The organism is Lysobacter enzymogenes (assembly GCF_017168095.1).
GTDB lineage: Bacteria > Pseudomonadota > Gammaproteobacteria > Xanthomonadales > Xanthomonadaceae > Lysobacter > Lysobacter enzymogenes_D.
Map to the genome: position 1 here is coordinate 1 of NZ_LXSD01000591.1, position 13,089 is coordinate 13,089.

The window sequence follows — 13,089 nt, forward strand, 5'->3', positions numbered from 1 at the left end:
ACGAGCGCGCGCCCGCCGACGAAGACCGCGCCGCGCGCCGCCGCGGCGCCGGCGACAGCGCGTTCGAACAGCAGGCGCGGTTCGGCCTGGCGCTGTTGCGCCGCCACGGCTGGAGCCTGCTGCTGGCCTTCGCCGGCCTGCTGCTGCCGCTGTGGGCCTTCGCCGAACTGGCCGAGGACATCCACCGCCAGGAAGCGCTGGTGTTCGACGTGCCGGTGCTGCAGTACGCGCATGGGCTGTCGCGCGCGAGCCTGGATTTCCTGTTCGGCCTGATCTCCAAGCTCGGCTATCAATGGGGCGTGGTGCCGTTCGACATCGCCCTGGTGCTCGCGCTGACCGTGCTGCGGCGTTTCCGCGAGGCCAGCTTCGCCGCGCTCGCGCTCGGCGGTTCGGGCCTGCTCAACATCGCCGCCAAGCAGTTCTTCGCGCGCGAGCGGCCGTCGCTGTGGGAATCGATCGCGCCGGAGCACAACTACAGTTTTCCCAGCGGCCATGCGATGGGGTCGATGACCTTGGCCGCGGTGCTGATCCTGCTGTGCTGGCCGACGCGCTGGCGCTGGGCGGCGATCGTCTCGATGGTGCCGTTCACGCTTATGGTCGGCTTCTCGCGCCTGTACCTGGGCGTGCATTACCCCTCCGACATCCTCGCCGGCTGGGCGGTGGCGACCGCCTGGGTGGTGGCGGTGTACCTGCTGGCGTATCGCGGCGGCGTGCGCAAGCCGTGGCAGAAAATCGGCTAGCACGCGCGTTCGTTTTTCCCTGCACAAGAATTTGTCAAGGCCCATCGGGCAGGGTGTTGCGCGTTTCGGCCGCGACACATCACGACATCCGGCACATATCGCAAAGTCCGGGTAGGGTGGTTACTATCGGGGTGCGTTGTGACTTCTAGGGGGGAAGTGCAGGCGCAATCGAAATGCCGGCGGGGTGCGGTCCGGCGCATAACTTACTATTTCGTCCTCTTCCCCTTCACGGATGCGCACGGTCGGCCGCTGCGGCGGCGCGCTTTGCGCTTGGCGTTTCGTCGACAAGTGGGGAAAGGGGAATGCGCAAGGTAATGAGGAAAACGTCCATCGCCGCGGCAATCGCCGCGGTCGCTGCCGTCGCGGGGGCGATGACGATGTCCGGCGGCGGCGCGAGCCCGTCCGTGGCCACCGGCGCAGCGCCGCCGCCGTCGCTGGCGAGCGAGGCCTCGCTGGACAAGCGCCAGCGCTACATCGTGGTCTACAACGAAGCGCCGCTGAGCGCCTACAAGGGCGAGCTGCGCGGCCTGCCGGCGCCCAAGCGCCTGGCCGCCGGCCTGACCGGCGCCGGCCGGCTCGACGTGCACAGCGCCGCCGCGCGCGGCTACGTGCAGCATCTGGGCGAAGTCCAGGCCGATCACGAACAAAGCATCCGCGGCCTGATCGGCCGCAGCCCGCGCGTGGATTTCCGCATGCGCCACGCGCTCAACGGCATGGTCGCCGAACTGAGCCAGAGCGAAGCCGACCGCATCGCCCAGCTCGCCGAAGTGCGTTTCGTCGAGCCGTACATGGAATACAAGCAGGCCACCGACATCGGCCCGACCCTGATCGGCGCGCCGGCGTTGTGGAACGCCGCCCCGACCGGGTTCCGCGGCGAGGGCATGGTGGTCGGCATCATCGATTCGGGCATCAATTTCGGCAGCCCGGCGTTCGCCGCGGTCGATGACACCGGCTACCACCACGTCAACCCGCTCGGCGCCGGCACCTACCTGGGCACCTGCGCGCCCGGCGGCGTCGACGAAGGCCGCTGCAACGACAAGCTGATCGGCGGCTACGATTTCGTCTGCAACGCGCCGGGCAACCAGTGCGGCGTGGCCGACATCCGCGAGGAGCCCGGCTTCGGCGACACCAACAGCCACGGCAGCCACGTCGCCTCGACCACCGCCGGCAACGCCTGGACCGCGACCTACCGCGGCCACAGCCTGCGCATTTCCGGCGTCGCCCCGCGCGCCAACATCATCGCCTACGACGCCTGCTACACCGAGATTTCCACCGGCCGCGGCCTGTGCCCGAACGTGTCGACGGTGCGCTCGATCGACCAGGCCATCGCCGACGGCGTGGTCGACGTCATCAACTACTCCATCGGCGGCGGCTCCAACCCGTGGACGGAAGCGACCTCGCTGTCGTTCCTCAACGCCACCGACGCCGGCATCTACGTCGCCGCGGCCGCGGGCAACGACGGCCCGGCGTCGTACACCACCGACCACCTCGAGCCGTGGGTCGCCACCACCGCCGCCTCGCAGCACGGCCGCGGCACCTTCGCCTGGGTGCTGTCGATATCCGGCCCGGGCGCCGTGCCCGGCGACCTGCAGGCCATCGAGCTGACCGAAGGCAGCGGCGGCACGCCGTTCACCACCGCGGTTCCGAACAACACCCCGGTCAAGATCAGCGCCGGCATCGACACCGCCAACGACGGTTGCGCCGCGTTCCCGGCCAACACCTTCCAGGGCGCGGTCGCCGTGGTCCGCCGCGGCACCTGCAACTTCACCGACAAGGTCGCCAACGCCGCGGCCGCCGGTGCGGTCGCGGTGGTCATCGCCAACAACCAGGTCACCGGCCTGTCGCCGTCGGTGCCCGGCGCGACGATTCCGGCCTTCGTCGCCAGCCAGGCCGACAGCAACGCGCTGCGCAACTTCGCCAACGCCAACGGCAACACCAGCACCGGCGGCATCCTGTATCCGTCGGTGGTCACCAGCAACACCGTCGACCAGCTCGCCGACTTCAGCTCGCGCGGCCCGGCCGACACCTTCGACATCATCAAGCCGGAAATCACCGCGCCGGGCGTGGACATCCTCGCCGTCACCGCCGGCACCACCATTTCCGGGTTCGAGCAGCAGGTCGGCTTGCTCAGCGGCACTTCGATGGCTTCGCCGCACCATGCCGGCGCGGCCGCGCTGGTGCGCCAGGCGCGTCCGGGCTGGAGCGTGGCCGAGGTCAAGTCGGCGCTGATGATGACCGCCAAGCAGGAAGTGCTGAAGGAAGACGGCGTCACCCAGGCCGACGCGCACGCGATGGGTTCGGGCCGCATCCAGGTCGACCAGGCGATCCGCGCCGGCCTGGTGCTCAACGAGACCACCGCCAACTACCGCGCGGCCAATCCGGCCAGCGGCGGCGACGTGTCGGCGTTGAACCTGGCCAGCATGGCCAAGTACAACTGCGCCACCTCGTGCTCGTTCACCCGCACCTTCCGCAATGTGCTGCCGACCCGCCAGACCTGGACCGGCAAGGTGCAGGGCCTGAGCGCGCTGGTGTCGCCGTCGCTGTTCACGCTGAACCCGGGCGAGACCAAGACGGTCAAGATCACGGTCAGCACGAACTCGCAGGCGTCCAACGGCAACTTCAGCTTCGGCAAGCTGGTGCTGACGCCGTCCGGCGGCGACACCTCGCAGCCGCTGTTGCGCCTGCCGATCGCCGTGGCGGTGCAGCCGCCGCGCCTGACCGCCACCGAGTCGAGCGCGCTGACCCTGCCGCAAGGCGGCAGCGGCAGCGTGAACCTGCGCCTGGGCAACATCGGCGGTTCCAACCTGGATTGGCAGATCGACAACACCGGCAGCGGCGGTCGCACGCTGGTGGCGCAGTTGCCGAACAACGCCAACGGCCGCCGTTCGACCCGCTTCACCGACGCGGCCTCGGTCGGCGCGCGCGCGCAGCTGTCGGCGGACGACTTCACCCTGACCGACGCCACCGCGATCAGCCGCATCGTCGCCGACGGCTTCGTCAACGGCGGCAACCTGACCAGCTCGACCAACATCAACTGGTCGATCTTCCGCGACGTCGGCGGCAATCCCGAAGGCAATCCGGAATCGACGCCGCAACTGGCGCTGTGGAGCTACACCTCCACCTACAACGGCACCGGCGTGTCGACCTCGGGCTTCGCCACCATCAACCTCAACCTGGCCGCCGCCGGCCAGAACGTGAACCTGGCGCCGGGCCGCTACTGGCTGGTGGTGTCGGTGCGCGCTCCGCTGGCGACCAGTTGGTTCTGGTTCAACGCCACCAGCGGCGACAACGTCTACCGCGGCGCGATCATCAACCCCGACGGCAGCGGCGCGTGGTCGGCGACCGCCGGCGCGCCCGGCCTGGCCTACCAGCTGAGCGGCAGCAACAGCTGCGGCGCCACCTGGATCGGCGCGCCGTCGCGCGCGTTCGGCCGCATCGCGGTCGGCGCCAACGTCGACACCACGGTGCAGATCAGCGCCGCCGGCCTCGCCCCGGGCAGCTACTCGGGCTATGTCTGCGTGGCCAGCAACGATCCGCTGCGTCCGAAGGCGGCGCTGCGCGTCGCGCTGACGGTGCAGGCCGCGCCTTGACGGCGCTGCGCGCCGGGCCCTGCGCGGGCCCGGCGCGCAGGGTCCCGCCGAATCCGGCCGACTCCGGCCGACTCCGGCCGGGCCGCACGCGGCCCGCGCCGACGCTACTTTCGCCGCCGCGCGGGTTCACGGCCGCGCGGCGCGCATCACACTCTTCTGGGGGACAGCTTGAACATTTCGCACAAGACCATTCTCGCCGCCGCGTTGTCGCTGGCCTGCGCCCAGGCCTGGGCGGGCGAACCTTGCGTGCTCGACGACGGCTTCGGCGGCACCACCACCGGCGGCGCCACCGCCAACGGCGGCAGCGCCATCGCCTGCGGCCAGGGCGCCACCGCCGACGGCGATTTCGCCGTCGCCCAGGGCGCCGGCGCTACCGCCAGCGCCACCGGCGCGACCGCGGTCGGCGCGGCGAGCACCGCCTCGGGCGACCAGAGCACCGCGCTCGGCACCGGCGCGACCGCCTCGGCCGCCAACAGCAGCGCGATCGGCGACAGCGCCAGCGCCTCGGGCGAGTTCTCCACCGCCACCGGGTCGTCGAGCATCGCCGACGGCCAGTTCGCCACCGCCAACGGCGCCGGCAGCTCGGCCAGTGCCGACAACGCCACCGCGATCGGCGCCAACAGTTCGGCCAGCGCGGCCAATTCGGTCGCGCTCGGCGCCGGTTCGATCGCCGACCGCGCCAACACCGTGTCCTTCGGCAGCGCCGGCGCCGAGCGCCAGCTGATCAACGTCGCCGCCGGCGCCGCCGACACCGACGCGGTCAACGTGCTGCAGCTCAATACCCTGGCCGGCGCGCTCGGCGGCGGCGCCAGCTTCGCCGGCGGTACGTTCACCGCGCCGACCTATTCGATCCAGGGCGGCAGCTATCGCGACGTCGGCGCCGCCTTCGCCGCGGTCGACGGGCGCCTGACCGATCTGTACGGCCTGGTCGGCACCAACGCCTCCAACTCGGTGGTCTACGACAGCCCGACCCGCGATGCGGTCACCCTGCAGGGCGGCAACGGCACCCGCGTCAGCAACGTCGCCGCCGGCACCGCGCCGACCGACGCGGCCAACGTCGGCCAGGTCCAGGCCGGCGACGCGTCGACCCTGCGCAGCGCCAACGCCTACACCGATTCGCGCGTGAGCCAGATGCTGGCCGCGCCGACCGAGGCGATCAATCGCCTGCGCGACGACATGGAATGGAAGCTGCGCAAGCAGGACCAGCGCATCGACCGGATGGGCGCGATGACCGCGGCGATGGTGCAGATGTCGGCCAGCGCCTCGGGCCTGCGCACGCAGAACCGGGTCGCGGTCGGCGCCGGTTTCCAGGGCGGCGAACAGGCGCTGTCGATCGGCTACCAGCGCGCGATCAGCGACCGCGCGACCTTCACCGTCGGCGGCGCGTTCAGCGACAGCGAGAGTTCGGCCGGCGTGGGCCTGGGCTTCGGTTGGTGATCGATCCCGATGCGGCGCCGCGACGGCGCCGCATCGATACGCGACGGCGCCCCGCGGGGCGCCGTTTTCGTTTGCGCCGCCGTCGTCGCAGGCATCGCCCAGGCGCGCCGCCGCCGGCGAATGCATTGCGCCGCGCAGACCGAGCGGCGACGCGCCATCGCGAGGCGGACTGTCCGGCGACAAGATCGATGGCGGTCGTCTTGCGACCCAGGGCGTGAGGCCGGCCGGAGCGCTCGCATCGAGCCCTTCGGCGGTCGCAACGGCGATGCCGCGTCAGTTCAGGCTCAGGGCGCGCTCCAGCAGCTTCAACTCCGGTTGAGCCAGCGCCCATTCCGGATCGTGCTGCATGTGGAAGTCCCATTCGCGGACGCGGGCGTCCTGCGAGGCCGGCGCTTGCAGCGCGAGGTTCGCGGCGTCGGCATCTTTGATGCGAAACAAAATCACGCGTTCGCCGCGCGCGGTGATGCGCGCGAGGAATATCGCGTTGTCGGCGGCTTGCAATCGCGGCGCGAGATCTTCTTCGAATCGGCGCAAGACGCCCGCTTCCTCGACCGTCGGCATGCCATAGGCGCTGGTAGACTCGCAGTCGACGACGATCCGCAAATGCCAGGCAAAGGCCGCGCGCTGCTGGAAGCAGCGCAGCGACGAATTGACGACGACCACCGCAGGGTCGTTTCCGAGGGTGGTTTCGATCAGCGCGTAACGGGGTTCGGGAATCATTCGCAAGCTCGTTCGCGGATCGATCGAGGGTCTGGCGCCGGCGGCTCGGTCCGCGCGAATTCGGTGCGGCTCGGGTGGACGTTGACGCTGCGCAAGGCAGCCTATTCCCAGGACGGGTTCGCGTTCAAGCGGCTGAGCCGGAATGCCGAGCCGGATCTGAATCCGCGCAACCGCAATCAACGCGGGCGCGATTGGATGCCCGCGATATCGTCTCGCGCCGCAGCCGGGCAAGCGCACCGTGAAAGACGCGGCTCAGGTCGAGCGTTTGCATCGATACGCGAACGCTTCGTCGTCGTTCGCGCATCTGCGCAATCGGCTGCGCGCTTTCGCCGCGCATGTCCGCAGGCGAGTCCGATGACTGCGCTGCGTGCGTGCGCAGCCGAACGCCGCGGATTCACCATTCGTAGCCGCACTGTAACAGCTGCGGGCGCCGCCGTTTAGGCAAGTGAAGTTTCAACGCCGCAACATGCCGCGTCCGCATATGTAACCGAATGCGATTTGTGCGCACGATCACGCCGAAATCTTCCCGCCTCTTGCAGTGTTCGGCGTGGGTGGGAAGGCTCGGCCCGGCGCGACCGCGTACGGGCACGGTGGCAGGAGCGATCGGCCGATGCGCTGTGCGCGCGTCGGCTCACGGACGACGCTCGATCACGGCGATCCCTCCCTGGCCCAACCCTCGAACCGCGACCTGCGCCTGTTGACAGGGAACAGGCGTGGGGCGGCTTCTTCGCGAACGATACGTGGAGGACCTCCCGATGCCTAACGCAAAGAACCGACTGACCCTCGCCATCGCGCTCGGCCTGACCGGACTGACGGCGCTCGCCGCTGCCGCGGCGGTGAGCGGCTTGAGCAACGCCCCGGCGAGCGACAGCGCCGCCGTCGGCGGCGCGCCGGCGCCGCAACGCGCGGCCGCCGATACCCGCGCCGACCGCTATCTGGTGCTGTACGACGAAGCGCCGCTGAGCGTCTACAACGGCGAAGTGGCGGGCCTGGCCGCGCCGCAGCGCCTGGCCGGCGCGCAGAACGCCAACAGCGACGCCGCGCGCATCGCCGGCGGCGGTACCGCGCGCATCGACCTGCGCAGCGTCCAGGCGAGCAAATACCTGAGCTATCTCGACGGCGCCCAGCGCACCCACGAGCGCGGCATCAACGCCGCGCTCGGCCGCACCCTGAAGGTCGAACGGCGCCTGCGCCACGCGGTCAACGGCGTGGTCACGCAGATGAGCGCGAGCGAAGCCGCGCGCGTGGCCAAGCTGCCCGGCGTGGCGCTGGTGGAGGCCTATCACGAGTATCCGGTCGCCACCGACGTCGGCCCGGCCCTGATCGGCGCGCCGGAACTGTGGAACGCCAAGCCCGGCCGCTGGCGCGGCGAGGGCGTGGTGGTCGGCATCCTCGACACCGGCATCAACTTCGGCAGCCCGGCCTTCGCCGCGGTCGACGATACCGGCTACCGTCATCGCAATCCCAACGGCGCCGGTAATTATCTCGGCACCTGCGCGCCCGGCGGCGTCGACGAAGGCCGCTGCAACGACAAGCTGATCGGCGGCTGGGACTTCGTCTGCGGCGAACCGGCCGGCGCCTGCGGCGTGCCCGGCATCCGCGAGGAACCCGGCTTCGGCGACACCAACGGCCACGGCAGCCACACCGCCTCGACCGCCGCCGGCAACGCCTGGACCGCGAACTTCAAGGGCCGCAACATCCGCATCTCCGGCGTCGCCCCGCACGCCAACATCGTCGCCTACGACATCTGCTACACCAACATCGCCACCGGCCAGGGCCTGTGCCCGAACGTGTCGGCGGTCGCGGCGATCGACCAGGCCATCGCCGACGGCGTGGACGTGATCAACTACTCCATCGGCGGCGGCGCCAATCCGTGGGGCGAGGCGGTGTCGCTGGCCTTCCTCAACGCCGCCGACGCCGGCATCTTCATCGCCACTTCGGCCGGCAACAGCGGCCCGGGCCCGAGCACCACCGGCCATCGCCAGCCGTGGACCTCGACCACCGCCGCGACCACCCACGGCCGCGGCGATTTCGCCTCGCTGCTGCAGATCACCGGGCCCGGCTCGGTGCCGTCGGATTTGCAGGCGATCCAATTGATCGAAGGCAGCGGCGGCGTGGCGCTGTCGGCTTCGATCCCGCCGACCACGCCGGTGCGCATCAGCGCAGGCATCGACAGCGCCGACGACGGCTGCGCCGGCTTCGCCCCGGGCGCGTTCGCCGGGGCCATCGCGGTGGTCCGCCGCGGCACCTGCAACTTCTCGGTCAAGGCCAACAACGCCACCGCCGCCGGCGCGGTCGCGGTGGTCATCGCCAACAATCAGGTCACCGCGGCGACGCCGAGCGTGCCGGGCACCACGGTGCCGGTGTTCCTGGCCGCGCAGGACGACAGCAACGCGCTGCGCGACTTCGCCGCCGGCAACGGCAACGTCTCCACCGGCGGCATCGGCTATCCGCCGACGCCGATTCCGAACACGCCCGACGTGCTCGCGGCGTTCAGCTCGCGCGGCCCGGCCCCCGGCCTGAACCTGATCAAGCCCGACGTGGCCGCGCCGGGCGTCAGCGTGCTGGCGGTGCTGGCCGGCACCACCATCGGCGGCAGCGAGAACCTGGTCGGCCTGCTCAGCGGCACCTCGATGGCCTCGCCGCACCAGGCCGGCGCGGCGGCGCTGCTGCGCCAGGCGCGTCCGGACTGGACCGCGGCGGAGATCAAGTCGGCGCTGATGATGACCGCCAAGCAGGAGGTGTTCCGCGAGGACGGCGTGACCCAGGCCGATCCGTTCGACACCGGCTCGGGCCGGATCCAGGTCGATCAGGCGGTCAACGCGGGGCTGGTGCTCAACGAGACCACCGCGCGCTACCAGGCGGCCGATCCGGCCGCCGGCGGCGACCCGGCCACGCTCAACCTGGCCAGCATGGAGCAGAGCGCCTGCACCAACGCCTGCACCTTCAAGCGCAGCTTCCGCCACGCCCAGCGTCCGGCCGAGCTGTGGCTGGCGCAGGTGCAGGGCGTGGACGGCATCGCCTTCCCGCCGGTGTTCGCTTCGGTGCGCGGCAGCGACACGCCGGTCAACGTGATCGTGCTGAGCCGCAAGTACGCCGCCGACGGCAGCTGGCACTTCGGCCAGTTGCAGCTCAAGCCGTTGCTGAGCCGCAAGTCGCCGACCCTGCACCTGCCGATCGCGATCTCGGTGCCGGCGCCCGCGCCGGACGCGCCCAGGCCGGTCGCGGTGGTCACCGGCAGCGCGGTGCCGGTGGGCGAGGGACACAGCGCGCGCTGAGCGGTGCTGCGGCCGGCCCGTGCGCGGGCCGGCCGTGGGCGCTGAGTAGGGAAGCGGTCGCGTAGTCGCGGCTGCAAGACCGGGTCCGTTCGCGGGCCCGGTTTTTTATCGAGTGCCCGCGAAACCTGCCAGTCGTCATTCCCGCGAAGGCGGGAATCCAGGGCTCCATCGAAGCATGGCTCTGAAGTCTCTGGATCCCCGCCTTCGCGGGGATGACGGCTTGGAGTGGTGCGGGGAAACCCACTCGCGACGAAACCTGCTCGCGCGAAACCTACTCGCGGCGAAACCCACCTATCGTCATGCCCGCGAAGGCGGGCATCCAGGGCTTTATCGAGACGTGACTCTGAAGTCTCTGGATGCCCGCCTGCGCGGGGATGACGGCTTGGAGTAGTGCGGGGAAACCCACTTGCGACGAAACCTGCTCGCACGAAACCTACTCGTGGTGAAACCCGCCTATCGTCATGCCCGCGAAGGCGGGCATCCAGGGCTTCACCGAGGCATGGCTCTGAAGTCTCTGGATCCCCGCCTTCGCGGGGATGACGGCTTGGAGTTGCGTGCGGAAACCCACTCGCAGCGAAACCCGCTCGCAGCGTAACCGGCTCGCGGCAAAACCCACTCACCGCGAAACCTGCCTATCGTCATGCCCGCGAAGGCGGGCATCCAGGGCTTCACCGCGACAAGACTGCGAAGTCCCGGCTCACCACTCCCGCCAATCCTCCGTCGGATCGTCCTCGCCGCGCAGCGCGCCGATCTCGGCCAGGGCGCCGCGGATCAGTTCGCACAGGCCTTCGCGCTGGTCGGTCTCGATGAGGTTGTAGCGGCAGCGCGCGTTGAGCGCGTTGAGCGCGCGCACGGCCTGCTCCACCGCCGCGCGCGCGCTGCGGTCCAGCGCGGCGCGCGAGGGCACGCGCTCGCCGTCGGCGACGGCGTTGCGCAGGCTGGCCAGGAAGCGTTCGAGGATGCGCTCGCACTCGTCGATCTCGGCCTCGCCGTAACCGGCGTCGGCGCCGTCCTGGGCCAGGTCTTCCCTGTAGCTGCGCATGCCGTCGAGAATCTCGTGCTTGAGCTCGACGTAATCGTTAGTCTCCACCTGCACCCGTTGCCTCCCTCGCCGTGGTCGCTGCGCGCCGCAGCGCGGCGCGCAGCCCGGAGTCTATCGGCGCGAGATTGCAGGCGAAGGAAACCCGGCCGGGCGCGCGTCGCGCTGCGCCTGTGACCGCCATCGCCGCTTGGCCGATCCGCCCGCGCCGAGGCTTGACGCCGCCGGCCCGAAGCGAGCGCTTGCGGACGCGGCGCCCGCGCTTGCTAGACTGCCGGCGCAGGCCGCGCACCGAGCCGCGCGCAAGCCGAGTCGTCCGTAGCCGTACCGTTTGGAAGCCGACCGTCCTCTCCACCGCGACCGTCACCGTCCCGACACCGCCGTGCAAAAACCCGACACGCCCGCCAACGAAGCCCAACGCCTGGACGCGCTGCGCCGCTACGACATTCTCGACACGCCGCCGGAGCGCGACTTCGACGACCTGGTCGCGATCGCCGCGGCCGTGTGCGACGTGCCGATCGCACTGGTCAGCCTGATCGACGAACAGCGCCAGTGGTTCAAGGCGCGCGTCGGCCTGGCCGCGCAGCAGACGCCGCGCGAACTGGCGTTCTGCGCGCACGCGATCCTGAGCCCCGACCGCACCCTGGTGGTGCCCGACGCGCGCGACGACGCGCGCTTCGCCGACAATCCGCTGGTCGTCGACGATCCCAACATCCGCTTCTACGCCGGCGCGCCGCTGGTGACGCCCGACGGCGAAGCGTTGGGCACCTTGTGCGTGATCGACACCAAGCCGCGCGAGCTGCCGGCGCGCCAGCAACAGGCGCTGACCGCGCTGTCGCGCCAGGCCTCGCGGGCGATGGAACTGCGCCGGGTCAGCGGCGCGCTGGCGCGGCAGCTGCAGGAAAGCGACTGGTACGAACGCCGCCTGCTGCAGTATCAGGGCGAGCTTGAAGCCAGCCACGCCGCGCTGGAAGCCAGCAACGCCGACCTGACCGAACTGACCCGCACCGATGTGTTGACCGGCCTGCCGAACCGGCGCGCGTTCGCGCTGGCGCTGGAGCAGGCGGTGGCGCGCAGCCACAGCGCCGCGCCGCTGCAGGTGGCGGTGCTCGATATCGATCACTTCAAGACCATCAACGACGTGCACGGCCACGCCGAGGGCGACCGCGTGCTGCAAGCGGTCGCCGACGCGCTGCGGCTGTATTCGGCCGGGCCGGGCGGGGTGGCGCGCTACGGCGGCGAGGAATTCCTGATGCTGTTCGAAGGGCCGTTGCAGCAAGCGCTGGTGCAATGCGAATTCGTGCGCGAAGCCATCGCCAACCTGCCGCTGGGATTGCCGCTGACGGTGAGCATCGGCCTGGCCGGCCGCCGCGCCGGCGAAGACAGCGCGGCGACGTTCGCGCGCGCCGATCAGGCCCTGTACGCGGCCAAGCGCGGCGGGCGCAACCGGGTGGTGCTGGCGGACGAGCTGTGAGCGCCGCCGCGCTTTGCCTGTAGCAGGGCTTCAGGCCCGAAGCCCCGCGATCAGCCCGCGGCGAACTGATCCAAAGGCATCGGGCCTGAAGGCCCTCCCACAGCAGCTTCGGGCGCATTGCAGCCGGCGGGCCCGCACAGGCGCAATCGGATCGTGCTGATGGAGCAAGGCCGAGCGCTGCTGCGCTTTCCCTTGTGGGAGGGCCTTCAGGCCCGAAGCTCTTCGATCAGCCCGCGGCGAACTGACCCAAAAGCCTCGGGCCTGAAGGCCCTCCCACAACAGCCTCAGCGATAGATCCGCTCGCGCTCGGCCTGCAGGCGTTGCCGCAGGTATTCGTCGCGGCTCAGCCCGGCGGGAAAACGCTGCATCTTCATCGTTTCGGCGACGATCTGCGCTTCGCTGCGCTTGTAGGCCTGAAACTTGGGATCGTGCGCCTGCTGCTGCGCCCAGGCCTGCTCGCGTTGCTGCGCCTGGGCTTTGTAGCTCTGCGCCAGGCGCTGCACCATCAGCGCCTGCTGCGCCTCGTCGGGCACGGTGGCCTGGATCAGGCCGACGCGCAGCAGCATGGTTTCGCCGGCCGACAATTCGTCGGCCTGCTCGTAGCGTTCGATCTGCGCCTGCAGCGCCTGCGCGCGGCGTTCGCGTTCGGCCGGCCCGAGGGTCTTGGCGTCGCGGAAGAACCGCTTGGCCTCGTCCTGGAACTGCCGGCGCTGCTGGAACTGCCGCCCCTGCGGCGTGGCCAGCATCGCGTGCAGGTTGGCGCCGCCGCCGTCGGCGGCGCCGGCTTGCGCGAGCGGCGCGGCCGCGGCGC

General features: G+C 70.7%; 8 protein-coding genes and 1 pseudogene. 5 read left to right on the plus strand and 4 right to left on the minus strand.

Going from position 1 to position 13,089, the window contains the following annotated elements:
* Positions 1–86 precede the first annotated feature (86 nt).
* A complete protein-coding gene (locus A7A76_RS22925; RefSeq protein ID WP_206413490.1) occupies positions 87–740 on the plus strand; it encodes a phosphatase PAP2 family protein in 654 nt (217 codons plus the stop codon).
* 226 nt (positions 741–966) lie between these two features.
* On the opposite strand, the gene A7A76_RS25745 is transcribed toward A7A76_RS22925, so the two are convergent.
* Complete coding sequence (locus tag A7A76_RS25745) at positions 967–1,152, minus strand: hypothetical protein (RefSeq protein WP_241201142.1); 186 nt, start codon at positions 1,150–1,152, stop codon at positions 967–969.
* Between A7A76_RS25745 and A7A76_RS22930 the strand changes: the two genes are divergently transcribed.
* Complete coding sequence (locus tag A7A76_RS22930) at positions 1,082–4,330, plus strand: S8 family serine peptidase (protein WP_428995221.1); 3,249 nt, start codon at positions 1,082–1,084, stop codon at positions 4,328–4,330. The genes A7A76_RS25745 and A7A76_RS22930 overlap by 71 nt on opposite strands.
* A 168-nt stretch (positions 4,331–4,498) precedes the next feature.
* Complete coding sequence (locus A7A76_RS22935; RefSeq protein WP_241201138.1) at positions 4,499–5,767, plus strand: YadA-like family protein; 1,269 nt, start codon at positions 4,499–4,501, stop codon at positions 5,765–5,767.
* Between the two features lie 273 nt (positions 5,768–6,040).
* On the opposite strand, the gene A7A76_RS22940 is transcribed toward A7A76_RS22935, so the two are convergent.
* Positions 6,041–6,487, minus strand: coding sequence for a DUF695 domain-containing protein (locus A7A76_RS22940; RefSeq protein ID WP_206413486.1), 447 nt, complete (start codon positions 6,485–6,487; stop codon positions 6,041–6,043).
* 755 nt (positions 6,488–7,242) lie between these two features.
* On the opposite strand from A7A76_RS22940, the pseudogene A7A76_RS25985 reads away from it, so the two are divergent.
* A pseudogene (locus A7A76_RS25985) lies at positions 7,243–9,690 on the plus strand (S8 family serine peptidase); the annotation flags it as partial.
* Positions 9,691–10,462: 772 nt separating this feature from the next.
* On the opposite strand, the gene A7A76_RS22950 reads toward A7A76_RS25985, so the two are convergent.
* Entirely contained in the window at positions 10,463–10,861 is a 399-nt protein-coding gene (locus A7A76_RS22950; protein WP_206413487.1) for a hypothetical protein, read from the minus strand.
* A gap of 325 nt (positions 10,862–11,186) precedes the next feature.
* Here A7A76_RS22950 and A7A76_RS22955 point away from each other — a divergent pair, with 325 nt between their 5' ends.
* Positions 11,187–12,278, plus strand: a complete 1,092-nt coding sequence (locus tag A7A76_RS22955; RefSeq protein ID WP_206413488.1) for a diguanylate cyclase — start codon at positions 11,187–11,189, stop codon at positions 12,276–12,278.
* A gap of 284 nt (positions 12,279–12,562) precedes the next feature.
* Here the strand turns inward: A7A76_RS22955 and A7A76_RS22960 are convergent.
* Positions 12,563–13,089 (minus strand): hypothetical protein (locus A7A76_RS22960; RefSeq protein ID WP_206413489.1); only part of this gene is annotated, 527 nt, incomplete at its 5' end.